The organism is Mycobacterium sp. 852013-50091_SCH5140682, from assembly GCF_001665685.1.
GTDB lineage: Bacteria > Actinomycetota > Actinomycetes > Mycobacteriales > Mycobacteriaceae > Mycobacterium.
Genome location: NZ_LZTB01000006.1, coordinates 19,196 through 43,178, shown reverse-complemented (window position 1 = coordinate 43,178; position 23,983 = coordinate 19,196). Strand labels below are relative to the sequence as shown.

Below are 23,983 nucleotides of genomic sequence, written 5' to 3'. Positions count from 1 at the left end.
GTTGCCAGAGAGGTGCTGACGAGTGATCTGCGTCAAGGCCGTCGGCGCGGAAGCGGGTGCGGGGCGTCGGCTGCACTACCCTGGGTCCCTATGTGTGGAATCGTCGGCTATGTCGGGGTGCGCCCGGCTCGCGACATCGTGGTCGACGCGCTGCGCCGCATGGAGTACCGGGGCTACGACTCAGCAGGGATCGCGCTGGTCGACGGCGAGGGCGGGCTGACGGTACGTCGGCGCGCCGGGCGGTTGGTCAACCTGGAGACCGCGCTCGCCGAGACCGACGATGATCTGCTCACGGGCAGCACCGGCCTCGGCCACACCCGCTGGGCGACCCACGGCAGGCCCACCGACCGCAACGCGCACCCGCACCGCGACGCCGCGGGCAAGATCGCCGTGGTCCACAACGGCATCATCGAAAACTTTGCCGGCCTGCGTGCCGAGTTGGAAGCAGCCGGGGTCGAGTTCGCCAGCGACACCGACACCGAGGTGGCCGTGCATCTGGTGGCTCGGCAGTACGCTCACGGCGACACCGCGGGTGATTTCCCGGCGTCGGTTCTCGCGGTGCTGCAGCGCCTGGAAGGCCACTTCACGCTGGTGTTCGCCAACGCGGACGATCCGGGCACCATCGTGGCGGCACGCCGGTCCACGCCGCTGGTGGTCGGTGTCGGCAAGGGGGAGATGTTCGTCGGGTCCGACGTCGCGGCCTTCATCGAACACACCCGTGACGCTGTCGAACTGGGTCAGGATCAGGCCGTCGTGATCACCGCCGACAGCTACCGCATCACCGACTTCTACGGCAACACCGATGTCGACTACCGGGAATTTCACATCGACTGGGATCTCGATGCCGCCGAGAAGGGTGGCTACGACTACTTCATGCTCAAGGAGATCGCCGAGCAGCCTGCGGCCGTGGCGGACACTCTGCTGGGTCACTTCGTCGACGACCGCATCGTGCTCGACGAGCAGCGTCTGAGCGATCAGGAACTCCGCGAGATCGACAAGGTGTTCATCGTCGCCTGCGGTACCGCATACCACTCGGGCCTGCTGGCCAAGTACGCCATCGAGCACTGGACCCGGCTGCCCGTCGAGGTCGAGCTCGCCAGCGAGTTCCGCTACCGCGATCCGGTTCTGGACCGCAGCACGCTCGTGATCGCGATCTCGCAGTCCGGCGAGACCGCCGACACGCTGGAGGCGGTGCGACACGCCAAGACGCAGAAGGCCAAGGTGCTGGCCATCTGCAACACCAACGGCAGCCAGATTCCGCGCGAGGCCGACGCTGTGCTCTACACGCGTGCCGGGCCGGAGATCGGCGTGGCGGCCACCAAGACCTTCTTGGCGCAGATCGCCGCGAACTACCTGGTCGGGCTGGCGCTCGCGCAGGCGAGGGGCACCAAGTACCCCGACGAGGTGCGGCGCGAGTACCACGTGCTGGAGTCCATGCCGGCGCTGGTGAAGCGGGTGCTGGCCGGAATCGAGCCTGTGAGCCAGTTGGCGCAGCAGTTCGCGCTGTCGTCGGCGGTGCTGTTCCTGGGGCGCCATGTCGGTTACCCGGTCGCGTTGGAGGGTGCGCTCAAGCTCAAGGAGCTGGCCTACATGCACGCCGAAGGCTTCGCGGCCGGTGAGCTCAAACACGGCCCCATCGCACTCATCGAGGAAGACCTCCCGGTGATCGTGGTGATGCCGTCGCCCAAGAACGCGCAGATGTTGCACGCCAAGCTGCTCAGCAACATCCGGGAGATCCAGGCCCGCGGTGCGATCACCATCGTCATCGCCGAGGAGGGCGACGACACGGTACGGCCGTATGCCGATCACCTGATCGAAATACCGTCGGTGTCAACGCTTTTCCAGCCGTTGCTGTCGACCATTCCGTTGCAGGTGTTCGCTGCCGGGGTGGCCCGGGCCCGCGGTTACGACGTCGACAAACCGCGCAACCTGGCCAAGTCCGTCACCGTCGAGTAACGCCGCGTGCCCACCGCCAAGGAACTGCGCAAGCTTTGGGACCAACGGATCAAAGACGAGTGCAAGGCGCGGGGTCTGCGATTCGTCGGTGGGAGCGGGTTTCAGGCCGACGCGGTGTACCTGAGTGTTTTCTCCGCGAGCCGGTGGGCGACCAAAGGCGAGGCAGTGCCCCGCTGGCGGTGGACGGCGACCATCAAGCCGCTGGTGCTCGACGAGATCCTGTGGGCCGCGTTCATGCCCGACGAGGATCTCGGCGGTCCGCTCAAGCGGCTGAACCTGCGGGTGAACGGTTGGTTCGCCGTTGACGGACTGGAGGTCGGATCAGGCTTCGTCGAGGTGCCCGACCCGGCGCAGCCCGGCACCGCCGTGGCAGCGATGCTCGACGAGTTCGAGCGAGCGCGAGCCGAATTCGTCGCTGCGCATCCCGACGTCGCCACATATCTGAAGGCCGCACAGTCGTTGCCCGCCGAGCAGGCCGGCTGGCCGCGCAACCGGTTGCGCGAGATCCTGACGCTGATCGCGGTCGGAGACCGGGACGCGGCAGGCGCGCTGGCCGACGCGGAGCTCGCCGGGGGAGAGCACGGACCCATGTCGGGACCGCGGGGCAGCGTCTTCGAACTGCTGTCGGTGTTCTGCAAGCCTGCCGAGGTACAGGCCGAGTACTGGGAAAAGGTCAAGCCCACCCACCGGTTGACGGTGGTCTCCGGTACGAGTGGACAGTTCACTGTCACGCTCGCGGCCGGGCGTGAACGCAGCGGCTCCTTCGATCGTCGCCTGCGCAAGTTCAACGGCCGCGACGACTTCGCGCTGATCCTCACGCCGATCGGCGACGAGGACACCTATCTGCAGGCAGCGGGTTCCGGGCCGGACCGGATCACCGTCGAGATCCGGAAACCTGGCGGGCAGCAGTGGGGTGTCGAGTCGGTGCGCTACGTCATCGGACGCCCTGGCTCCGACGGTGCCGCACTGGACCAGCCGATCGAGCTGCCCAACAGCACTCAAATGGTCAGTGCGGCAGAGGTTTTCGATGCCGACGAGGCGGCGGCGCTGTTCACCGATTTCTACCGCGCCGGTGCGATCCCCGAGACTTGTGCACTGCGCCCCGCCGAAGGCTGGACCGCCGACGGGACGAACGTCGACCTACGCTGAAGACATGGATCTAGCGGTACCGGAGGTCAACTTCACGGCACGCTGGGCCCGCGGTGGCCTCGGCGGGTTCATCGACGACGAGGCGTTCGACGACTATCTGCGGGCCTACCGCGCCGGCATGGAGCAGCTGCCCGACTGCGAGATAGTCGATGTCTCAACGACATTCGGCACGGTGCGAGCCTACCGGTTCGCCGGCCCGGACGATGGCGCTCCGGTTGTGCTGTTGCCGGGGCGCAACGCTGCGACGCCGATGTACCGGATCAATCTGACGTCGCTGCGCGCGCATCGCACGGTCTACGGCATCGACCTGCTCGGCGAGGCCGGGTTATCGGTGCAGCACAAAGAGATCCGGACGGCGGCCGACCAGGCGCGTTGGCTCGACGATGCCCTGGCAGGCCTCGGCTTGCCGCGCGCTCACCTGCTCGGCGTGTCGATCGGCGGCTGGACTGCGACGAATTGTGCGGTGCACCACCAGGATCGGATCGCCTCGCTGACGCTGCTGGACCCCGTGTTCACCTTTGCCCGGATACCCGTCAAGACGATGCTGGCCTCGGTGCTCATGTATGCACCCGGGGTGCCCGGGGCCTTGCGGCGCCGGGTGCTCAGTTGGATATCCGGCGGCGCCGATATCGAAGCGCTGGCCGAAACTGAGCTGATCGCCGCCGGATCAAGAGATTTCGCGTTGCGCACGCCGATGCCCACGCTGTTCACCGATGCGCAGCTACGCTCACTGGCGGTTCCCGTGTTGGCGTTGATCGCAGGTCGCAGCGTCATGCTCGATCCGGATCGGGCGGCGGCGCGGGCGCGTGCGCTGCTGCCGCACGGGCAGGTCGAGATGTGGGCGCAGGCGTCACATGCCATCAACGGCGAGTACCCGGACGAGATCGCACTGCGCGCGGGCCGGTTCTGGGACGAGGTGGACGCGTCGTCCTGACCGCACCCGTCAGACGGCGCAGGTCGGGCGAGTGGTCGCCCGGTACTGCCGGGCCCGGTTCACCAGGTCCATGTCCGCCGCGTCGAGGGGCAGCTGTTGTGACATGGACACGTCGAGGACCGCGTCGAACCGCTTCATGATCCTGCGGGCATCCATGCCGAACTGCACGCGCGTGCTCTCGTTCGGCTGGGAGAGCAGGTCGGAATCCAACACGAAGCTCACAATGCGTCGGTCATACCAATCGAGATGCATCTCAGGTCTCCCGTCTGCAGAGTTCACGTGTTGTCAGGTTGGCGACCTCAAGATCGACTATTGATCGCCATCTGATATATCAAGTTCGTTTTAAACGGTACGGCAGACGGCGGGGCCGGTCAAGACCCGCACACCGGGGTCGCCAGATCAGCGATGACCCCGGTGTGCGGGTCTAGGAGCCGATGGAATCGACTACCAGGTGATCGCGTACTCCCCGGCGGCGTCGACGAGCCACTCGGCGAGGTAGCGGGCGAACGACGACCGCACCAGGATGCGGTAGTCGGTTCCGTTGTCGGCCAAGGGAATCAGGACGACCGCGGCTAGCCCGAGCATGGTCTGCGCGGCGGCACCCGGCGCGAAGGCCGACGGATGCAGGTCCAGTGAGCAGCCCTTGGCCAGGACGTCACGGGCATGCTCTCCGCGCAACCGCAGCGTGGTGCGCTGCGCCGAGACGTCGACGGCCGCGCCGTCGTGCTCGGCGACCGCGTCCCGCAGCTGTGCTTCGAGATCCTCGCCGGCCCGGCCGGTGGAGGTCACGAGCCACTCATCGGGCCCGAACCAGATCACCGTGGTGTCCGCGCCGTCCACCGCCGTCGACGGGTTGGTGGGCAGCGCATCGACACCGAGGACCCCGGCCGCCGCGGCGGCGCCCGCCCCACTGGGGTCGACCCACAGATCGACCATGGTGACGAAAGGCTCCTCCTCGAGCTGTGCCGAGGGCGGCAGGTCGGCGAACCGAGATTGCCAGTCCTGCAGAGGGCTTTGGCGGTACAGGGTGTCAGCCATCGCGGCGTGCTCCTTCGGGATCGACCAGGACGCTGCTGGTGACCTCGACGGACACCAGCCTGCCGTCCACGGGAACGTGCAGGGTTTCTCCGATGCGGGCGTGCCCGCCCTTGACCAGGGCAAGGGCGAACGGCCGGCCCAGCTCCGCGCTGCGGTAACTGGACGTGACCTGCCCGAGCATCGGCACCGGCGGCGGGGGAAGGACGCCGTCGGCGCAGGTCTCGATGATCTGGGCGCCCTCGGGAAGCACGGTCTGCGCGTCGACGGGCAGCAGCCCGACGAACTGTTTGCGCAGCGGGTTGAGGTTCTCGGCGCGGGTGAACGACCGCTTGCCGATGAAGTCCGGCTTCTTCTTCGACACCACCCAGTTCATGCCGAGATCCTGTGGTGTCACGGTGCCGTCGGTGTCCTGCCCGATGATCGGGTAGCCCTTCTCGGCACGCAGCACGTGCATGGTCTCGGTGCCGTACGGCGTGATCCCGTACGGCTCACCCGCGGCGATCAGACGCTCCCACACCGCGGTCGCATGCCAGCCGGTGACGTTGACCTCGTAGGCCAGTTCACCGGAGAAGCTCACCCGCCCGATCCGGACGTGCACGCCGTGCCCGTCTTGCTCCTCGCGTCCGCCGTCGAGAGTGGTGTCGCGCCAGGCCATGAACGGGAACGCCTCGTTGCTGACGTCCACATCGCTGAAGACGGCGCCGATCACGTCGCGGGACTTGGGGCCGACGACCGGGAAGGTGTGCCACTGCTCGGTGACCGAGGTCATCCGCACCTTCAGGTGCGGCCACTCGGTCTGCAGCCATTCCTCCATCCACTCCAGGATGTGGGCGGCGCCACCGGTGGTGGTGAACACCTGGAATCGGTCGTCCGCCAACCGCATCACGGTGCCGTCGTCGATCACCATGCCGTCGACACCGCACATCACGCCGTACCGGAGCATGCCGACCTTGAGCGTGCTCATCATGTTCGTGTAGAGCATGTCGAGGAAGACGCCCGCGTCGCGGCCCTGCACGTCGATCTTGCCCAGGGTGGAGCCGTCCAGGATGCCGACCCCGCCGCGGGTCGCCGCGCACTCGCGCAGCACCGCGGTTTCCATGCTCTCGCCGTTCACCGGGTAGTAGCGCGGCCGCTTCCACTGGCCCACGTCTTCGAACACCGCTCCGCGGGCGACGTGCCAATCATGCACGGCGGTAACACGTTCCGGGTCGAACATGTGACCCCGGTTGCGGCCCGCGAGGGCTGCGAAGGCCACCGGGGTGTATGGCGCGCGGAAGGTGGTGACACCCAGTTCGGCGACCGGGACGCCGAGCAGGTCGGAGGTGATACCCGAGGCCACCACACCGGATGTCTTGCCCTGATCGTGTGCGGTGCCGATGGTGGTGTAGCGCTTGATGTGCTCCATCGAACGCATGCCCGCGCCGAGTGCGCGCTGGATGTCCGCCACCGTGGCGTCGCGCTGGACGTCGACGAACTGGCTGGCCGTGCCCGCCGGGTCGGCGACCTGCCACAGCACCATGCCTGCATCGCTGTCCGGCGTCGAATCGGCTTCGCCCGCAAACGGTTCGGCGGCGGTGGCGATGCCGAGCGCGTCGAGTGCCGTGGTCGCTGCCTCGCGCCCGCTGCGCAGGCAGCCGGGCAGGTTGAACACCCCGTTGGCGGAGCCGACGACGTGCACGCCGGCCAGCGGCTCACCGGGCACGAACGCGCCGAGCGCCTCGTCGTAGCGCAGGACGCCGCGGGCCTGGCTGAACAGGTGCACCGCCGGGTTCCAGCCGCCGCTGACGAGCAGCGCGTCACAGGCCACCGCGGTGGCGTCGGTGCTGCCGGACCGGGCGACGAGCGCGTGGCTCACGCGGTCCTCGCCGCGCGTTCCGCGCACCACGGAGTCGGTCTGCAGGTCGATGCCGCGGGCGGCGCATTCGTCGCGCAGCCGCGCCGGGACGTCGGCACGCGCGTCGACGATCGCGTTGACCGTCACGCCGGCATCGTGCAATTCGAAGGCCGCGGGATACGCACTGTCGTTGGTGGTGAACACGACGGCCTGCTCGCCGACCTTGACGCCGTAGCGGTTCAGGAAGGTCCGGGCACCGCCGGCCAGCATGATGCCGGGCCGGTCGTTGTCCGTGAAGACCACCGGACGCTCGTGGGCACCGGCAGCGACGATGACCTGCCGGGCGCGGATGCGCCACACCCGCTGGCGGCTGATCTCCGCGGGGGCCGCGGCACCCAGGTGGTCGGTGCGGCGCTGCACCGCAAGCACGAAGCCGTCGTCGTAGTGACCGAATGCGGTGGTGCGCTGCAGGTGCAACACCTCGGGGTGGGTGGCCAATTCAGCGGTGGCATCGGCGACCCAGTCCAGGGCGGGCTTGCCGTCGATGGTGTCGGTGCTGCCCAGCAGGGCGCCACCGGCTTCGCTCTGCTCGTCGAGCAGTACCACCCGGGCGCCTGCGCGGGCCGCGGTCAGCGCGGCGGCAAGGCCGGCAGGCCCGGCACCGGCGACCAGCACGTCGGTGTGGACGTGGGTGGCGTCGTACCGCGCCGGGTCGGCGGTTTCGGCAAGACGTCCCTGACCGGGCAGGCCGCGGGCGACGAGCCCGTCGAACAGTTCGACGGTGGTCGCCAGCAGCATCGGCTCGGGGAAGGGGTGTTCGATCTGCACCAGACCGCCGGTGTCTTCGGCCCACGCCGAGGTGAAGCCGCGGGGCCGGCCCAGCTTGATGCTGGTGGCCACCTGGTGCACGCCGTTGGCCAGCAGGGCCGAGGCGAGCGTGTCGCCGGCGTGCCCGGTCAGTTCACGATCGTTGAAAGTGAAGGTGTGCACGGTGTTCCGGTCGATACGGCCACCGTCGGGGGTGCGCAATGATGCGGTCATCAGATTGTCGGCTTCTGCTCGTCGGTGCGGTACACGCGGTGGAATCGGTAGGTGGCGGTGTCGCGCAGCGCGTTGAACCAGCGCCTGCAGCCTGCGCTGTGGGTCCAGCGCTCGGCGAACAATCCCTTGGGATTGTTGCGGAAGAACACGTAGTGGCCCCACTCCTCGTCGGTGAGAGCCTGGGGATCCTCGGGGTAGGCGACGTGCGCCTGCCCGCCGTAATGGAACTCGGTCTCCTCGCGCGGCCCGCACCACGGGCATTCGATGAGTTGCATGGTGACTCCTGAGATCTAGTGGGCGACGCCGGCGGCGCCGTGCTCATCGACCAGCGCGCCGGTGATGAATCGGTCGAGGCTGAACGGGGCGACGTACTCGTGCTCGCGGCCGTTGGCGATCGTGTCCGCCAGGCACCAGCCGATGCCCGGGGTCACCTTGAAACCTCCTGTGCCCCAACCAGCATTGATGTAGAGGTTCTCGTAGCCTGCGCGGCCCACGATCGGGGACGCGTCCGGGCAGACGTCGACGATGCCCGCCCAGGTGCGCAGCAGATGCGCCCTGGCGAAGACCGGGAACAACTCCACCGCGGCGGCCATCTGGCGTTCGATGATGTGGAACGCACCGCGCTGGCCGTACCCGTTGTAGGAGTCGACACCCGCGCCCATGACCAGCTCGCCCTTGTGCGCCTGAGACACGTAGACGTGCACGGCATTCGACATCACGATCGTCGGATGCACCGGCTCCAAGAGCTCGGAGACGAGCGCCTGCAGCGGATGGCTCTGCAGCGGCGTGCGGATGCCGAGCATGTCGGTCAGCGTCGAGGTGTGCCCGGCCGCGCACAACAGGACCTGCCCGGCGGCGATGTCACCGCGGGTGGTGCGCACCCCGGTGACCCGGTCGCCGTCGGTGGAGAACCCGGTGACTTCGCAGTTCTGGACGATGTCGATGCCGGCCTCGTCGGCCCGCCGCGCGAATCCCCATGCCACGTAATCGTGTTTGGCGATACCGGCCCGCGGCTGATACGTCGCGCCGAGCACCGGGTACCGGATGTCGTCGGAGATGTTGACGATCGGGCACAGCTCTTTGACCTGCTTGGGGTCCACCCACTCGGCGTCGATCCCGTTGAGCTTGTTGGCCTCAACGCGCCGCACGCTGTCGCGGACGTCCTGCAGGCTGTGCGCGAGGTTGAGTACGCCGCGCTGGCTGAACAGGATCGGGTAGTCGAGATCGTCCTCGAGCCCTTCCCACAGCTTCAGGGCGTGCTCGTAGATGCGGGCGCTCTCGTCCCACAGGTAGTTCGACCGGATGAGCGTGGTGTTGCGGGCCATGTTGCCGCCGGCCAGCCAGCCGCGCTCCAGCACCGCGACGTTGGTGATGCCGTGATTCTTCGCCAGGTAGTGGGCGGTGGACAGGCCGTGCCCGCCGCCGCCGACGATCACGACGTCGTAGGACTTCTTGGGTTCGGGTGTGCGCCAGAGGAAATCGGGGTGCTCCGGCAGGTGGGCGCCGGGCGGGGTCGTGGAAGCTGTTGTCACTGTGCGGCCTTCGTCAGGGAGGGGTAGAGCGGGAAACGGGCTGCCAGAGCGTCGACGCGGTCGCGCAGAGCGGCCAGGCCGGCGTCGTCGGTGTCGGGGCGCAGGGCCAGGCTGATGATGTCGGCGACCTCACGGAACGCGTCGAGGTCGAATCCGCGCGTAGCCAGTGCGGGGGTGCCGATCCGGACGCCCGAGCTGACCATCGGGGGGCGGGGGTCGAACGGAACGGCGTTGCGGTTCACGGTGATTCCGACGCGGTGCAGCCGGTCCTCGGCCTGCTTGCCGTCGAGTTCGGATTCCCGCAGATCCACCAGAACCAGGTGCACGTCGGTGCCGCCGGACACCACGTTGATGCCCGCCTTGCGTGAATCCTCTTGCAGCAGACGGTCGGCCAGGATCTTCGCGCCTTCGAGGGTGCGCTGCTGGCGCTCACGGAACGCGGGCTCGCCTGCCAGCTTGAACGACACGGCCTTGGCGGCGATGACGTGCTCCAGCGGGCCGCCCTGCTGGCCGGGGAACACCGAGGAGTTGAACTTCTTGGCCAGCGCGGCATCGTTGGTCAGGATGATGCCGCCGCGCGGGCCGCCGAGAGTCTTGTGGGTCGTCGAGGTGACGACGTGTGCATGTGGCACGGGCGACGGGTGAAGCCCTGCGGCGACCAGACCGGCGAAGTGCGCCATGTCGACCATGAGGTAGGCGCCCACCTCGTCGGCGATCCGGCGGAACTCGGCGAAGTCCAGCTGCCGTGGGTAGGCCGACCATCCGGCGATGATCACCTTCGGGCGGTGCTCGCGGGCCAGCTCTGCCACCTGGGCCATGTCGACGCGGTGGTCGTCTTCTCGCACGTGGTAGGCGGCGACGTTGTACAGCTTGCCGGAGAAGTTCAGGTGCATGCCGTGGGTCAGGTGACCACCGTGGGCCAGCGCCAAGCCGAGGATCGTGTCGCCGGGCTGCAGCAGGGCGGCCATGGCGGCCGCGTTGGCCTGCGCGCCCGAGTGGGGCTGGACATTGGCGTACTCGGCGCCGAACAGGGCCTTGATCCGGTCGATCGCCAACTGCTCGACGACGTCGACGTGCTCGCAACCGCCGTAGTAGCGCCGGCCGGGGTAGCCCTCGGCGTACTTGTTGGTCAGCACACTGCCCTGCGCTTCCATCACCGACAGCGGTGCGAAGTTCTCGCTGGCGATCATCTCCAGGGTGCTTTCCTGGCGGCGCTGCTCGTCGGTGACGGCGGCGTAGATCTCCGGGTCGGCATCGGCGAGGGACTGGCCCAAGACGGTGCCGTGCGCGGCCTCTGTTTGAACACCCATACTGACTCCTCTGATCCAGACGATTGATATATCAGTTGGCGATCACCTTAGCGGCCGGGTTCGAGCCAGGTCAAGGGGTCTGTTGGGTTTGGTCGACACGGGTTTGCCGATAGCGCGGCGCACCAGCCGCTGCGGCAGGAGAACGGCTTGCTGCGGCCGGTCATCGCAGCACTCGACGCCTGGGCGCAGGGCGTCGAAGGCGGGTGCGGAGTCGCCGGAACAGACGAACTCGCGATGGTTTTGCGATGGCGACGCGTCAGATGACGGCGCGCACTCCGACCTCGAAGCCCGTGACGTGCTGCAGCGTGAGTTCGGCTGCCGCGTCAGCGTCGCCGCTGATGATGGCCGTCAGGATGGCCGAGTGCTCGTTGATGTGCTCGGCGACGTCGGTGAGCCGCTCGAGGAACAGGCAGAAGATGCGGGTCACCAGATTGTGGTAGCGGACCAGCACGTCTTCCAGATGCGGGTTGCCCGCGGCACGGTAGATGCTGCGGTGGATGGTGATGTCCAGCCGCATCAATTCGGTGGGATCGGTGGGCAGATCGTCGATGGTCTTGTACGCGTCCAGCAATTGCTGCAACTCGTCACGCTGCGCGGCGCTGGCACGCTCGGCCGCGCGCCGGGCGGCCAGGGGTTCGAGCTGCAGGCGAATCTCGTTGATATAGGCCAGATCGGTGATCTCCACGCCCGTGGCGAACGTCCCGCGGCGGGGGTAGGAGATGACGAGGCGATCGTCTTCGAGGCGCTTGAGAGCCTCGCGGACCGGCGTGCGACCGACATCGAGTTCGCTGGCCACCCGAATGTCGTCGATGGGCTCGCCCGGCCGGATCTGCAGCGTCGTCAGCTGGTCCCGCAGGGCTAGATACGCACGGTCGGCCAACGAGGCCGGTGCGGATTCTGAGCCGATGGGGATGATCGCCACGGCCCGATCTTAGCAGTGATATCCAACAGTTATTGCGTGCGAACGCACCTATGCAGATTAAAACGCAGTTGATATATTAATCGAGTATCTAACCGCGAGTGGCGTGTGAGCTTCCAGGGGTCGTCACCTAACACAAAGGTCAACGGCGTGACTGTCAGCGTTTTCGAGCTGTTCAAGGTGGGTATCGGCCCGTCCAGCTCTCACACGGTCGGGCCCATGAAGGCTGCGTATCTGTTCGTGTCGCGGCTCGCGGCCGAGGGCCTCATCGACGACACCGCCGCGGTGCGCTGCGACCTCTACGGATCGCTCGGCGCCACCGGCCACGGCCACGGCAGCGTCAAGGCCGTTGTCCTGGGCCTGGAGGGCGAACAGCCGCAACTGGTCGACCCGGTCGCGGCCGACCCGCGTGTCGACGCCATCCGCTCCGAAGGCCAGCTGAGGCTCGCGGGCACCCGCCCGATCCGGTTCGACGTCGACCAGGACATCGTGTTGCACCGCCGGCAACGCCTCGACTTCCACAGCAACGGCATGGTGTTCCACGCGTTCGACGTGGCGGGCAATCAGCTGGAACGTCGCGAGTACTACTCCGTCGGTGGCGGTTTCGTTCTCGACGAGGATGAAACCGGCACCCGGATCCTCGTGGTCGACCCCACCCCGGTGCCGTACCCGTTCAGTAGCGGAGCCGAGATGCTGCGGCTCACCGCCGAAACCGGCATGAGCATCAGCGATCTGATGATGGCCAACGAGAAGGTGTGGCGCAGCGAAGCCGAGATCAGGGCGGGTCTGCTGCACATCTGGGACGTCATGCAGCAATGCGTCGACCGCGGAACCCACGTGACCGGCGTGCTGCCCGGCGGCCTCAAAGTCCGCCGCCGCGCCGCCGAACTGCGCGAGCGGCTGGAGAACGGCGGCGACGAGCACGACGCGCTGCGGGCGATGGAATGGGTGACGATGTACGCGCTGGCGGTCAACGAGGAGAACGCCGCCGGTGGTCGCGTCGTCACCGCACCGACCAACGGCGCGGCAGGCATCATTCCCGCCGTCCTGCACTACTACCGCCAGTTCATCGACAGCTTCAGCGAGGACGGCGTGGTGCGGTTCCTGCTGACCGCAGGCGCAATCGGGTTGCTGTTCAAGGAGAATGCCTCGATATCCGGCGCCGAGGTGGGCTGCCAGGGTGAGGTGGGCTCTGCGTGCTCGATGGCGGCCGCAGGGCTCGCCGAGGTGCTGGGCGCCACGCCGGCCCAAGTGGAGAACGCCGCCGAGATCGGCATCGAACACAACCTCGGCCTCACCTGCGACCCGGTCGGCGGCTTGGTGCAGATCCCGTGCATCGAGCGCAACGCCGTTGGCTCGATCAAGGCGATCAGCGCCGCCCGCATGGCCCTGCACGGCGACGGCACGCATCACGTGTCGTTGGACAAGGCGATCAAGACCATGCGTGAAACCGGCGCCGACATGAGCGTCAAGTACAAGGAGACCGCCCGTGGCGGCTTGGCGCTCAACGTCGTCGAGTTGCCGCTCAACGTGGTCGAGTGCTGAGAGGCAAGCAGTGAACACCTTCACCCTGACCCTGACCTGCCCGCAGCGGCCCGGCATCGTCCACGCCATCACCCGATTCCTGTTCCAGCACAAGGGCGACATCGTCGAGCATCAGCAATTCGACGACGCCGGGCGCGGTCAGCTCTACCTGCGGACGGCCTTTCAGGTCGACGGCGAGTGCACCGAGGACCAGCTGATAGACGAGTTCGCCGCCACTGCAGACGAATTCGGCATGTCATTCACGATCCGCGGTGACCGGGTGCCCCGAGTGCTGGTCATGGTGTCCAAGCAGGGGCACTGTCTCAACGACCTGGTGTTCCGTTGGCGCTCAGGCACACTCGACGGTGAGCTGGCGGCCGTAGTGTCCAACCACGACGACTTGCGGTCCATGGCCGAGGCGGCGGGGCTGCCGTTCTACCGCATCCCCGTCACCGCGGAGAACAAGCCGCAGGCCGAGGCCCAAATGCTCAAGCTCGTCGACGATCTGGACATCGACCTGGTGGTGCTGGCCCGCTATATGCAGGTGCTCTCCGATGAGGCGTGCACCGCGCTCTACGGGCGCGCCATCAACATCCACCATTCGTTCCTGCCGGGCTTCAAGGGTGCCCGCCCCTACCAGCAGGCGTTCCAGCGCGGCGTCAAGCTGGTGGGCGCCACCGCGCATTACGTGACGCCCGAACTCGACGAAGGGCCGATCATCGAGCAGGAAGTGATCCGCATCGATCACACCTACGACGAGCGCGCCCTGGCCACCGTGGGACGCGACGCCGAGGCGCTCGCGCTGGCCCGGGCTGTGCGCTGGCACTGCCAAAGCCGCGTCCTGCTCAACGGACACAGCACCGTCGTCTTCCGCTGACCTCTTCTGTGAGTTAGCTGTACGTCGGTTCCGGCTGGGGCAATCCGCGTGCGCGCGACGCGGAGGCGCACGACGATTGGGGCATGCAACCCAACCCTCTCGACCCCGTCGCCGGTGAGCGGCTGTCGCACGCCGACCGCATCTTCACCTCTGATCTGACGGTCAACGAATTCGTCCTGCTGCACGGGGCCGGATTCGAACCCATCGACCTCGTGATGGGTGTGTCGGTCTATCACGTGGGCTTCCAGTTCAGCGGGCTGCGCCAGCAGATGGAGCTGACCGTGCTCACCGAGGCGACCTACCGGGCCCGCTGGAATGCCATGGCGCGCATGCAAGCTGAGGCCGACAATGTCGGCGCCGACGGGGTGGTCGGCGTCGAACTGTACTGGCGCGCACACGGTGAATCGGGGGAGCACCTCGAGTTCATCGCCGTCGGGACCGCCGTGCGCTACGCCGCGCAGCCGGGCGCGTACCGCCGTCCCAACGGCCAGGCCTTCAGCAGTCATCTCTCGGGCCAGGACCTGATCACGCTGCTGCGGGCCGGGTGGGCGCCGGTCGCGTTCGTCATGGGCAACTGTGTCTTCCACGTAGCGGCCCAGGGCTTTCTGCAGACCATGCGCCAGATCGGGCAGAACGTGGAGATGCCGCAGTGGACTCACGGCAACTATCAGGCCAGGGAACTGGCGATGTCGCGCATGCAGGCCGAGGCTGAACGCGACGGTGCGAAAGGGGTGGTCGGTGTGTACACCGCGGTGGACAACTACTGCTGGGGCTATCACACGCTCGAGTTCTATGCCGCAGGCACCGCAGTGCGCCAGACCGGATCCGGCGAAGCCATCGAGCCGTCGTTCGTCCTGCCGATGAGCGGGTAGTGAGCGCGTTCGATCCCGAGCGGGTCAGCCGGACGGTCGCCGCCGCGCTCGATGGGCCGGGCGGGGTCGGGCTCGTCGTCGCCGTGTTCGCCGGGGTGCCCGGCGTGGTTCACACGCCGGCGCAGCGGGGCATGTTCCGGTCGGCCCCTGAGCGCATCCAGATCGCCGACTGGCGTTACGAACTCGGACGCGACGGGCGGCTGCACACCGCCCACGTCGTCAACGGCATCGTCATCGCCGAGGAAGCACTGGCAGCGGCGGCGGTCGGGCCGCACATCGCCCGTGCGCTGGGGCAGCTGGTCGGCGGGTACGGCGAGAACATTGTGCCGAACATCGCTGCGGCACTGGAGGTTCTGCAGCCCGGAAGCACCGATGCGTGGCCTGCTCAGTGATCACCGGCGACGTCGGATGCCCGTGACGGTCGAGCGGGGCAACCTGCCGGCGCGGGAGTAGCCGGTCAACTCGTCGCCGGTCACCACGACGTCGAAATCGAGGTTCAACCGAATGGGCCTGGTGATCGACTGCCGCCAGGTAACTCGGTCGCCATCGAGTGAAATCTGCTGCAGCTCAACTGTTTCGCCCTTCAGTGTGGCGCATCCGGCAAGCCCGTCCGGCCCGGTTGTGAACGTGTAGGCGACCGACAATGAGCCGATCGGCGTCTTGATCGTCATGTCCCAGTCTCCGTCGATGGTCATGTCACAGCTCCCGAGGTTCGGTTCCCGACGGCTTCCATACCGTGCCGCGGCGTTCGTATTCGAAGAGTTCCTCCACGGCGTGCGCGACCCGCGGTCCGTACGAGAGCTCCAACAGGTACAGCCCCAGGTCGAGACCGGACGTGACGCCGCCCGCGCTGATCAGGTCTCCGTCATCGACCACGCGCGCCGTCACGGCATGCGCGCCCGCCGCGTCGAGCACGTCGATACCCAAGTGATGTGTCGTCGCATAACGGTTCTCGATCAGTCCCGCCATCGCCAACAAGGTCGAACCGCCGCACACCGTGGCAATCGTGACCTCTGGATTGTCAAAAGCGCTCCGCAGCAACGGGATCAGCCCAGTATCGAGCACGCTGGCGAGCCGTACCGGTATGGTCTGCACCCCTGCATCGGGATCACCGGCGATCGGACCGCTGGCGCCGGGGATGATGACGTAGCCCGGCTTGGCGGGGTCCAGTGCGGCCCCGGCGCTGAGCACCAGATCCTGTGTGCCGCTGACCACCGGGCGAGGTCCCTCGGCGGACACCAGCTCGATGGTCAGGTCGCCCCCCACCGTCAGGGCGCCTGCGGCCAGAACCTCGAACGGTGCGATGACGTCGAGCGGGTCGAATTTGTCGTAGAGAACGATTTGCGCGTACACAACGGGCAATGCTGGCCGAGCCCGCACGCTCGAACCAGTGGCTGGATAGCCATATTCCGCCGGTATATTGCCAAGCTGTGCATCGGATCGCCGTGGTCGTCCTGCCCGACAGTGTCCCGTCGGACGTGGCCACTCCTGTCGACCTGTTCGGTCGTGTCCGGTTGCCGGACGGTACGGCCGGCTACGACGTGACGGTGTGCAGCGCCACGCCGGAAGTCCGCGCAGGTCCGATGCGGATCGCGACCGACCACGGGCTCGACGTGTTCCCGAACGTGGACACCATCGTGGTGCCGGGCTGTCATGACCCGCTCGCACCGGCGTCCGACGACCTGATTGCCGCACTGAAAGCGGCCTATGCCAACGGTATTCGTATCGCTTCCATCTGCACCGGGGCATTCGTGCTGGCCGCCACCGGCATGCTCGACGGCAAGCGCGCAACCACACATTGGCTCGCGGCGTCACACTTTCGGACCGGCTATCCCGCCGTCGAGCTGGACCCCGATGTGCTCTATGTCGACGAGGGGCAGATCCTGACGTCCGCCGGCGCGTCGGCAGGGCTGGATCTGTGCCTGCACATGGTGGCCCGCGACCACGGGGCAGCGGTTGCCGCGGAGACCGCCCGGCTGGCTGTCGCGCCGCTGCACCGCGCCGGCGGGCAGGCTCAGTTCATCGTGCGCAACCGGCAGCCGGCCAACACAGAACTCGACCATGTACTCGCGTGGATCGAAATCCATGCGCACCAGCGACTGACGCTCGACGATATCGCCGCGCAAGCGGCCATCAGCGTCCGAACCCTGAACCGCCGGTTTCAGGCCGAGACCGGGCAGACCCCGATCCAGTGGCTGACCGGCGTACGGGTGCGCCATGCGCAGGAGCTGCTGGAGCGGACGTCTGAGAGCATCGAAAAGATCGGTTACCGAGTGGGTTTCGAGTCGCCGACGAATTTTCGCGAGCAGTTCAAGCGGGTTGCCTGCGTGTCGCCGCAGAGCTATCGCGCGACGTTCCGCGATCAGGCCGAGGCGTAGCGCCCAGCCCCGCGGCCAGCCCGCACGCGATCAACGCGACGCCGGCCAACACCGGGGCGGTCGGCCACGATCCGGTGACAGGGATGCCGATCACCGCCGCGGCGACCGGGGCCACCCCGGTCAGCAGGCCCGCGCGCCCGGCGCCCAACCGGCCCACGCACGTGTACCAGAGGATGAACGCGAGCGCGGTGACGCCGACCGCAAGATAGCCGATGGCCATGAGCTCTCCGGCATCGAAAGCCGTTGCCGCGCGCCACCCTTCGGTACTCAGCCCGAGAATGCCGAACATGGCCGCAGCCATCCAGGTGGTGTGCACCGACACCCCGGCCGCGCCGTGTGAACCCAGGACCGGCACCGCGAGCAGGGTGAACCCCGCCTCGCAAGCGAACACCACAAGCGTCCACAGCAGGCCCACGGTGTCCGCCTTGCCGAGGCCTTCGACGATGACCGCGCCCGCGCTGACCACCAGGGCCGCCGCGAGCAGGCGGGTAGTCGGTCGTCGTCCCTCCAGCGCGGGCCCGATCGTCGCCAACGCCACCGGTACACAGGCCACCGCGACCGCGAGGACGGCCGGTTCGGCATGGCGCGAGCCGTGTACGAGCGCGATGTTGAACAGCACCAGGCCGCTCGCAGTGACGCCTGCGAGCCAGAGCCATTCGCTGCCGTGCGGGCGCCGCACGCTCTGGCCGGTCAGCCGCACCCACCCGAGCAGCAAGGCGCACGCGAGCGCGTACCGGCAGGCTTGGGCGGTGAGCAAGGGGGCACCGGCGAGCACCCCCGACACCGCGACGCTGCCGCCGACGAACGTCATACCGAGAGCGCCGCAAAGTGCGGCGCGGGTGGTGCTGGACATGAGTTGATAGTGGTTGGATCATGGTCCAACAAACAGCACCAAATACCGACCTATCGGGTGGACCAAATCTCGTTCGGAGCCGACTTTCTCCAGCTCGACCCGGCAGCCGCGCCGGGCCGCGGTCTCACCGCGTGGCTCACGGATGCCTTCCGCGTCGCGATCGCCGATGGTCGCCTCGTCCCCGGCACCCGGTTGCCTGCCACGCGGGTCCTCGCCGGTGAACTCGGGGTATCGCGTGGCGTGGTGGTGGAGGCCTACCGCCGGATCACCGACGAAGGCCTCGTCGCCGGGCGCTCGGGCGGCGGGACGGTGGTTCTCGCCCGGCCGGCGCGGGTGTCATCGCGCCCCGCACCGCTCGTCGATACGCATCGGCTCCCGCGCCCGCGGTTGGCCGTCGCCGAGGGCATCGACCTGTCGCCCGGTGTGCCGGATCTCTCGGCGTTCCCGCGCAGCACCTGGCTGCGTACCGAGCGGGCCGTGCTGACCGAGACCTCGCCGGACGACCTCGGCTACGGCGATCCGCGTGGGCATCCGCGGCTGCGCGCCGCCCTGGCGCCGTGGCTGGCACGTACCCGCGGACTGCGGGTGGGGCCCGACGACATCCTCATCGTCGCCGGGGTGGCGCAGGCCATGGCCCTGCTTGCCCAGCAGCTGCGCCGCGAGGGTACCGAGGCGGTCGCGGTCGAGGATCCCGGCTCGCGCGGTGCCGTCGAAAATCTCGAATACTGGGGCCTGCGAGCGGTCCCGGTACCGGTCGACGAAGACGGCATCCGCGTCGACGCGCTCGCCGCGTCCGGCACCGGGGCGGCGTTCCTGACGCCCGCGCACCAGTTCCCGACGGGGGTCGTGCTGGGCCCAGCGCGGCGGCGCGAACTGCTGTCGTGGGACGCCGAACTGATCATCGAGGACGACTACGACGCCGAATACCGCTATGACCGAGCGCCCGTCCCGGCGTTGCACCCGGCCGCGCCGGACCGCATCGCCTACACCGGCAGCACCTCCAAGAGCCTCGCGCCTGCGCTGCGGCTGGGTTGGCTGGTGCCGCCGCGCAGCCGCTTCCCCGAGCTGGTGGCGGCCAAGCACGCCACGGACCTGGGGAGCCCCACGGTGCCGCAGCTGGTGTTGGCGCGCTTGCTCGAGTCCGGTGAGTACGACCGCCATGTCCGGCTGGTCCGGGCGAGGCACCGGAGCAGGCGTGATGCGTTGCTGCAGAGCCTATCCGGCGCATTGCCCGCGGCGACGGTCACCGGCGTGGCGGCGGGTCTGCACCTGTTGGTCACGCTGCCCGCCGGGGTCGACGATGTGGCGTTGGCCGACGAGTTGCGGGCAGCAGGCGTTCTGGTGCACCCGTTGTCCTGGCATCGGCGGCTGCCCGGCCCACCCGGGCTGGTGCTGGGCTACGCCTCGCAGACCCCTGACCGGTTACGTGCCGCAGCGGCTACCATCGCTCGCATCCTGGCATGACAGCGTCAGAAGCTGTCGCCGACTTCCACGACGTGCACGCCCACACCCGCAGCCGCGATGAGCCGCAGCTGTTCGGCATCGGCAGTGGAATCGGTTACCAGGTGATCGATCTGGTTGAGCGCCACCATCTTTGCCAGAGTCACCTTGCCGATCTTCGAACCGTCGACGGCTACCACGACGCGTTGCGCATTGGTCGCCATCGCGATGGCCGTGCGGGCCTCCGCCTCGTCGAACGTCGTAGCACCCACCTCGGCCGACATGCCGTCGGCGCCGAGAACTGCCGTGCCCACGGTGATGACCTGAAACGCGTGCTCCGACATAGGGCCAACGGCCTCAAGGGAATTCGACCGCACCAGACCGCCCGTCATGATGACCTTCATGTGCGCGTCTACGGCGCAGTCGGCGGCGATCGTCAGCGAGTTGGTGACCACCGTCATCTGCGGGCGTCCCTTCAGCGCGCGGGCCACCTCACCGGTGGTGATGCCACCGGTCAAGGCGACCGACTGCTGGCCCGCCGGCACAAGCGCGGCCGCATGCTGGGCGATCCGGCGCTTGATCGCGACCATCCGATGATCACGAAGTCGCACCGGGATCTCGCTGCCGCTGGGGTCGAGCGCGCGCGCTCCGCCATGAGTACGCACCAGAAGGCCTTGATCCTCGAGCTCGGTGAGATCGCGGCGAAGCGTCGCAGCAGACACTCCCAATTCGGTGCACAGCACGTGCGAGGCCACTTCGCCACGGTCCCGCAAAAGCGAGAGCACTTCCCGCATTCGGTCGGTGCGTTTGATCGACATCGGCGTGACTCCCTGGGCTGACGATAGAGACAATCAGTTTTACTGATCGTTTTGTGGATCAGTATTGCGCGTTTTGAGCGAGCTTTTCATTATCGACGAATGTTCCACAGCGCCCTCGCCCCATCCCGGGTGGCCTCGTGACCCTGGCCGCCACAACCGATCTCATCGCATCCGCGACCGCCGCGCGCTCTGCCGTCCTGGCGTTCAATGTCATCACCATCGAACATGCCGAGGGCATCGCGGCGGGAGCCGAACACGCAGGCACGGCCGTCATCATGCAGATCAGCGAGAACACCGTGCGCTTCCACGGTGGCCGGATCGCGCCGGTGGCGATGGCGTGCGCACGCATCGCCGAGGGCAGCGTGGTGCCGATCGCCCTGCACCTCGACCATTTTCGGGATACGGCGCTGCTCGGTGAGGCAATCGCGAGCGCGGCCGCACTGGGCGTTACATCGATCATGGTCGACGCCGCCCAGCTGCCCTATCAGGACAATGTCGATCGGACCCGGTCCTTCGCCACGGCTGCGCACCAGGCCGGCTTATGGGTCGAAGCCGAGCTCGGCGAGATCGGCGGCAAAGGCGATGCGCACGCTTCGGGGGCTCGGACGGACCCGGAGGAGGCGGCGGTCTTCGCCGAGCAGACCGGCGTCGACGGTCTCGCGGTGGCCGTGGGCAGCACGCACGCGATGACGGTCCGCGATGCCAGTCTCGACCTGGCCCTGATCCATGAGCTGGCGCAGCGGGTGCCGATTCCTCTTGTCCTGCATGGCTCTTCCGGAGTTCCCGACAGCCAGCTTCGGCAGGCCGTGAACACGGGCATCCGCAAGATCAACATCGGAACCGCGCTCAATGTCGCCTTGACTGGCGCGGTACGGGACGTGCTCGCCGCGGACGCTGTGGTGACCGACCCGCGCAGTTACCTGAAGGCCGGTCGCCAGGCGATCGGCGACACGGTGGCCGAACTGTGTCGTGCTGTCGGATCGCCGCGGCAGGCCGTGATCGCAGGGGAAGCGCAGGCGCGATGACCAACATCCAACCGAACACGTTGCCGGACAACAGGATCGCTCAAACGATCCAACGGCACAAGGGCGGTGAGTCCGTCGGCGTCTACTCCGTGTGCTCGGCGCACCCCACCGTGGTGGCGGCGGCCCTGACCCAGGCCGCGGCCGACGATACCTATGTGCTCATCGAAGCCACGTCGAATCAGGTCGACCAGTACGGTGGCTACACCGGTCTGCGCCCGGCCGGGTTCCGTGACCTCGTGTTGGGCATCGCCGATGAGTACGGGTTTCCGCGCGACCGCGTCGTGCTCGGGGGAGATCACCTGGGACCCAACCGGTGGCAGCATGAAAATGCCTGCACGGCAATGGAAAAGGCGGACATCCTGATCGCCGCGTATGTCGAGGCGGGATACCGCAAGATCCACCTCGACTGCAGTATGTCCTGTGCGGACGACCCGGCGGTGCTCGCCGATGAGGTGGTGGCCGGCCGCACCGCGCGGCTGATGCGGGTCGCCGAGGACGCGGCGCAGCGCGCGGGCCGCGACGGCCCGGTGTACGTCATCGGCACCGAGGTACCGGTACCCGGCGGAGCTCACGAAACCCTCAGCCGACTCACCCCGACGCCTGCCGAACGAGCCCGGCGCACCATCGCGGCGCATCGGGCGGCCTTCGCGGAAATGGCACTGGAACATGTGTGGCCGCGAGTTGTTGCCCTCGTGGTGCAACCCGGTGTGGAATTCGACCACCTGAACGTCATCGACTACCAACACGACGCGACCGCTGAACTGCGCCACGTCCTCGATGCCGAAGACCACCTCGTCTTTGAGGCCCATTCCACCGACTATCAGCGCCCGGCGCAGCTGCGGGAATTGGTGGAGGATCATTGGGCGATCCTCAAAGTCGGACCTGCTCTCACCTTCGCCATGCGCGAGGCGCTTTTCGCGCTGGCGCACGTCGAAGAGGAACTCGTCGCGCCGCCGAACCGGTCAAACCTCGTCGACGTCGTCGAACGCCGGATGCTCGCCGAGCCCGCGCACTGGCAGGCCTATTACGAAGGTGACCCCGTCACCCAGCGCACCGCTCGCCGGTACAGCTACAGCGATCGCCTCCGCTACTACTGGGCCGACGACGAGGTGGATACCGCCCGACGCACATTGCTGGCCAACCTCGATCGCAGCGGTATCCCCATGCCCCTCATCAGCCAATTCCTGCCGGCCCAGTACGAACGAATCAGAACCGGCGAACTGACACCCACCGCGCAGGCGTTGGTGATCGACCGAATACGCGACGCATTGCGGCCCTATGCCGACGCCTGCCGGACCGCACACCCCTTGACCACCGGAGATGCCGATGACTAGCTCACAAGCTCAAATTCCCGCCCAAGAACAAGGCGGCGCAACCATTCTCGAGATCGGTCAGCAGCCGGACGCTTGGCGCGAGATCGCAGGCGAAACCGATGAGGGTCTGGCACGCTTCATCCACGGGATCACCGCACGCCCCGGCCTGCGGGTAATCCTGACCGGAGCGGGCAGCTCGGCGTTCATCGGTCAGATCGTGGCTCCGGCGCTGCGGCGACATCTCGGCTGTCGCGTCGAGGCCATCGCCACGACCGACATCGTCGCCACCCCACGGGTTCACCTGGAGCCGGACACCCCGACGTTGATGGTGTCGTTCGGCCGGTCCGGCAACAGCCCGGAGAGCCTGGCGACGACGGCGCTGGCCGACGAACTCGTCACCGACATCTGGCACCTGATCTACACGTGCGACCGCACGGGGGAGTTGGGCCGGGCACACAGCAACCGCGCGAACTCCCGCGTCGTCTACCTGCCGGAACGCACCAATGACACCGGCTTTGCGATGACCTCCAGCCTGACGTCGATGCTGCTGTCGTGCCTGTTGACTCTCGGGCCGGCGCGACGCGGGAACGTCGAGGCCTTGGCGCAGGCCGCCGAGCATGTGGCAAGTCTGCAGCCCGATATCCGGGCCTTGGCGCGGACGGCCCCGCAGCGCATCGTCTACCTCGGCAGCGGATCGTTGGCGGGGCTGGCACAGGAGTCCGCGCTGAAACTGCTCGAACTCACTGCGGGCGTGGTTGTCACCTATTTCGATTCCCCGCTGGGTTTTCGGCACGGACCCAAGTCGGTCCTCGACGGTTGCACCCTTGTGGTGGTGTACGTTTCGAACGATCCGTACACCCGCCGTTACGACCTGGACATCGTCGCCGAACTGCGTGCTCAGTTGGGCCAGGACGCCGTGAGAGTGCTCAGTTGCGAACCGATCCCGCAGGAGTTGGGCACGGCGACCGTGCTGCCGGGACTCGCTCATCTGGACGACGAGCAGGCCGCATTGCCCTATCTGGTGTTCGCGCAGTACCTCGCGCTGTTCACCGCGCTGGAACACGGTAAGACGCCGGACAATCCGTTCCCGTCCGGTGAGGTCAGCCGAGTAGTGCAGGGTGTCACGATCCATCCGATGCCGTCACTCGACCTGGAAGCGCGGTGATCGTC

23 protein-coding genes are annotated in these 23,983 nt (G+C 67.6%); 12 read left to right on the top strand and 11 right to left on the bottom strand.

Annotated elements, in window-relative coordinates; translation table 11 throughout:
• Window positions 1–90: 90 nt before the first annotated feature.
• The 3 genes from glmS to A5784_RS01350 are packed head-to-tail and all read left to right on the top strand — an operon-like array spanning window position 91 to window position 4,039.
• A complete protein-coding gene (glmS, locus tag A5784_RS01360) occupies window positions 91–1,956 on the top strand; it encodes a glutamine--fructose-6-phosphate transaminase (isomerizing) (protein ID WP_064941582.1) in 1,866 nt (621 codons plus the stop codon).
• Between the two features lie 6 nt (window positions 1,957–1,962).
• Entirely contained in the window at window positions 1,963–3,105 is a 1,143-nt protein-coding gene (locus A5784_RS01355) for a hypothetical protein (protein ID WP_064941580.1), read from the top strand.
• A gap of 4 nt (window positions 3,106–3,109) precedes the next feature.
• Window positions 3,110–4,039: an alpha/beta fold hydrolase gene (locus A5784_RS01350; RefSeq protein ID WP_064941578.1), complete on the top strand. Its 930-nt coding sequence runs from the start codon at window positions 3,110–3,112 to the stop codon at window positions 4,037–4,039.
• Between the two features lie 9 nt (window positions 4,040–4,048).
• On the opposite strand, the gene A5784_RS01345 is transcribed toward A5784_RS01350, so the two are convergent.
• The 7 genes from A5784_RS01345 to A5784_RS01315 form a co-directional block, all read right to left on the bottom strand.
• Window positions 4,049–4,291 (bottom strand): hypothetical protein, encoded by a 243-nt coding sequence (locus A5784_RS01345; RefSeq protein ID WP_064941657.1) that lies wholly within the window; start codon window positions 4,289–4,291, stop codon window positions 4,049–4,051.
• A gap of 192 nt (window positions 4,292–4,483) precedes the next feature.
• A complete protein-coding gene (locus A5784_RS01340; RefSeq protein ID WP_064941576.1) occupies window positions 4,484–5,077 on the bottom strand; it encodes a sarcosine oxidase subunit gamma in 594 nt (197 codons plus the stop codon).
• Window positions 5,070–7,952: a 2Fe-2S iron-sulfur cluster-binding protein gene (locus tag A5784_RS01335; protein WP_064941574.1), complete on the bottom strand. Its 2,883-nt coding sequence runs from the start codon at window positions 7,950–7,952 to the stop codon at window positions 5,070–5,072. The genes A5784_RS01340 and A5784_RS01335 overlap by 8 nt, the downstream gene beginning before the upstream one ends.
• Window positions 7,952–8,227 carry a sarcosine oxidase subunit delta gene (locus tag A5784_RS01330; protein ID WP_064941572.1) on the bottom strand — a complete coding sequence of 92 codons (276 nt, stop codon included), beginning with the start codon at window positions 8,225–8,227 and terminating at the stop codon, window positions 7,952–7,954. The genes A5784_RS01335 and A5784_RS01330 overlap by 1 nt, the downstream gene beginning before the upstream one ends.
• A 15-nt stretch (window positions 8,228–8,242) precedes the next feature.
• The gene (locus A5784_RS01325; RefSeq protein ID WP_064941571.1) at window positions 8,243–9,484 is read right to left on the bottom strand and encodes a sarcosine oxidase subunit beta family protein; all 1,242 of its coding nucleotides are present in this window, start codon (window positions 9,482–9,484) and stop codon (window positions 8,243–8,245) included.
• A complete protein-coding gene (gene glyA / locus A5784_RS01320) occupies window positions 9,481–10,794 on the bottom strand; it encodes a serine hydroxymethyltransferase (protein ID WP_064941569.1) in 1,314 nt (437 codons plus the stop codon). Before glyA ends, A5784_RS01325 begins: the two co-directional genes overlap by 4 nt.
• Before the next feature lie 256 nt (window positions 10,795–11,050).
• Window positions 11,051–11,716 (bottom strand): GntR family transcriptional regulator, encoded by a 666-nt coding sequence (locus A5784_RS01315; RefSeq protein WP_064941568.1) that lies wholly within the window; start codon window positions 11,714–11,716, stop codon window positions 11,051–11,053.
• Window positions 11,717–11,863: 147 nt separating this feature from the next.
• Between A5784_RS01315 and A5784_RS01310 the strand changes: the two genes are divergently transcribed.
• The 4 genes from A5784_RS01310 (at window position 11,864) to A5784_RS01295 (ending at window position 15,378) form a co-directional block, all read left to right on the top strand.
• A complete protein-coding gene (locus A5784_RS01310) occupies window positions 11,864–13,258 on the top strand; it encodes an L-serine ammonia-lyase (protein WP_064941566.1) in 1,395 nt (464 codons plus the stop codon).
• 10 nt (window positions 13,259–13,268) lie between these two features.
• Window positions 13,269–14,114, top strand: a complete 846-nt coding sequence (purU, locus tag A5784_RS01305) for a formyltetrahydrofolate deformylase (RefSeq protein ID WP_064941563.1) — start codon at window positions 13,269–13,271, stop codon at window positions 14,112–14,114.
• An 83-nt stretch (window positions 14,115–14,197) separates the two neighbouring features.
• The gene (locus A5784_RS01300; RefSeq protein ID WP_064941561.1) at window positions 14,198–14,986 is read left to right on the top strand and encodes a heavy metal-binding domain-containing protein; all 789 of its coding nucleotides are present in this window, start codon (window positions 14,198–14,200) and stop codon (window positions 14,984–14,986) included.
• Window positions 14,986–15,378, top strand: coding sequence for a DUF5073 family protein (locus A5784_RS01295; RefSeq protein ID WP_064941559.1), 393 nt, complete (start codon window positions 14,986–14,988; stop codon window positions 15,376–15,378). Before A5784_RS01300 ends, A5784_RS01295 begins: the two co-directional genes overlap by 1 nt.
• Here A5784_RS01295 and A5784_RS01290 read toward each other — a convergent pair whose 3' ends face one another.
• Both A5784_RS01290 and A5784_RS01285 read right to left on the bottom strand, forming a co-directional pair.
• Window positions 15,379–15,681, bottom strand: coding sequence for a hypothetical protein (locus A5784_RS01290; RefSeq protein ID WP_064941557.1), 303 nt, complete (start codon window positions 15,679–15,681; stop codon window positions 15,379–15,381). It abuts the gene before it with no gap.
• A gap of 1 nt (window position 15,682) precedes the next feature.
• Window positions 15,683–16,339, bottom strand: coding sequence for a DJ-1/PfpI family protein (locus A5784_RS01285; protein ID WP_064941555.1), 657 nt, complete (start codon window positions 16,337–16,339; stop codon window positions 15,683–15,685).
• Between the two features lie 77 nt (window positions 16,340–16,416).
• On the opposite strand from A5784_RS01285, the gene A5784_RS01280 reads away from it, so the two are divergent.
• Entirely contained in the window at window positions 16,417–17,364 is a 948-nt protein-coding gene (locus A5784_RS01280) for a GlxA family transcriptional regulator (RefSeq protein ID WP_064941655.1), read from the top strand.
• Here A5784_RS01280 and A5784_RS01275 read toward each other — a convergent pair.
• Window positions 17,297–18,217, bottom strand: coding sequence for a DMT family transporter (locus A5784_RS01275; protein ID WP_064941553.1), 921 nt, complete (start codon window positions 18,215–18,217; stop codon window positions 17,297–17,299). The two genes, A5784_RS01280 and A5784_RS01275, sit on opposite strands and share 68 nt — an antisense overlap.
• A gap of 57 nt (window positions 18,218–18,274) precedes the next feature.
• On the opposite strand from A5784_RS01275, the gene pdxR reads away from it, so the two are divergent.
• Entirely contained in the window at window positions 18,275–19,681 is a 1,407-nt protein-coding gene (gene pdxR, locus A5784_RS01270; RefSeq protein WP_064941551.1) for a MocR-like pyridoxine biosynthesis transcription factor PdxR, read from the top strand.
• 5 nt (window positions 19,682–19,686) lie between these two features.
• Here pdxR and A5784_RS01265 read toward each other — a convergent pair whose 3' ends face one another.
• A complete protein-coding gene (locus A5784_RS01265; protein WP_064941549.1) occupies window positions 19,687–20,475 on the bottom strand; it encodes a DeoR/GlpR family DNA-binding transcription regulator in 789 nt (262 codons plus the stop codon).
• A gap of 137 nt (window positions 20,476–20,612) precedes the next feature.
• On the opposite strand from A5784_RS01265, the gene A5784_RS01260 reads away from it, so the two are divergent.
• The 3 genes from A5784_RS01260 to A5784_RS01250 are packed head-to-tail and all read left to right on the top strand — an operon-like array spanning window position 20,613 to window position 23,978.
• Window positions 20,613–21,500, top strand: a complete 888-nt coding sequence (locus A5784_RS01260; protein ID WP_064941542.1) for a class II fructose-bisphosphate aldolase — start codon at window positions 20,613–20,615, stop codon at window positions 21,498–21,500.
• On the top strand, window positions 21,497–22,834 hold the full coding sequence (locus tag A5784_RS01255) for a D-tagatose-bisphosphate aldolase, class II, non-catalytic subunit (RefSeq protein WP_064941540.1): 1,338 nt from the start codon (window positions 21,497–21,499) through the stop codon (window positions 22,832–22,834). Before A5784_RS01260 ends, A5784_RS01255 begins: the two co-directional genes overlap by 4 nt.
• Window positions 22,827–23,978 (top strand): SIS domain-containing protein, encoded by a 1,152-nt coding sequence (locus tag A5784_RS01250; protein WP_064941652.1) that lies wholly within the window; start codon window positions 22,827–22,829, stop codon window positions 23,976–23,978. Before A5784_RS01255 ends, A5784_RS01250 begins: the two co-directional genes overlap by 8 nt.
• Window positions 23,979–23,983: the final 5 nt, after the last annotated feature.

Excerpts from the sequence above, each read along its gene's own strand:
- glmS (WP_064941582.1), top strand. The coding sequence starts at position 91 with ATGTGTGGAATCGTCGGCTATGTCGGGGTGCGCCCGGCTCGCGACATC.
- A5784_RS01350 (WP_064941578.1), top strand. The coding sequence starts at position 3,110 with ATGGATCTAGCGGTACCGGAGGTCAACTTCACGGCACGCTGGGCCCGC.
- A5784_RS01345 (WP_064941657.1), bottom strand. The coding sequence starts at position 4,291 with ATGCATCTCGATTGGTATGACCGACGCATTGTGAGCTTCGTGTTGGAT.
- A5784_RS01340 (WP_064941576.1), bottom strand. The coding sequence starts at position 5,077 with ATGGCTGACACCCTGTACCGCCAAAGCCCTCTGCAGGACTGGCAATCT.
- A5784_RS01335 (WP_064941574.1), bottom strand. The coding sequence starts at position 7,952 with ATGACCGCATCATTGCGCACCCCCGACGGTGGCCGTATCGACCGGAAC.
- A5784_RS01330 (WP_064941572.1), bottom strand. The coding sequence starts at position 8,227 with ATGCAACTCATCGAATGCCCGTGGTGCGGGCCGCGCGAGGAGACCGAG.
- glyA (WP_064941569.1), bottom strand. The coding sequence starts at position 10,794 with ATGGGTGTTCAAACAGAGGCCGCGCACGGCACCGTCTTGGGCCAGTCC.
- A5784_RS01300 (WP_064941561.1), top strand. The coding sequence starts at position 14,198 with ATGCAACCCAACCCTCTCGACCCCGTCGCCGGTGAGCGGCTGTCGCAC.
- A5784_RS01290 (WP_064941557.1), bottom strand. The coding sequence starts at position 15,681 with ATGACCATCGACGGAGACTGGGACATGACGATCAAGACGCCGATCGGC.
- A5784_RS01275 (WP_064941553.1), bottom strand. The coding sequence starts at position 18,217 with ATGTCCAGCACCACCCGCGCCGCACTTTGCGGCGCTCTCGGTATGACG.
- A5784_RS01265 (WP_064941549.1), bottom strand. The coding sequence starts at position 20,475 with ATGTCGATCAAACGCACCGACCGAATGCGGGAAGTGCTCTCGCTTTTG.
- A5784_RS01255 (WP_064941540.1), top strand. The coding sequence starts at position 21,497 with ATGACCAACATCCAACCGAACACGTTGCCGGACAACAGGATCGCTCAA.
- A5784_RS01250 (WP_064941652.1), top strand. The coding sequence starts at position 22,827 with ATGACTAGCTCACAAGCTCAAATTCCCGCCCAAGAACAAGGCGGCGCA.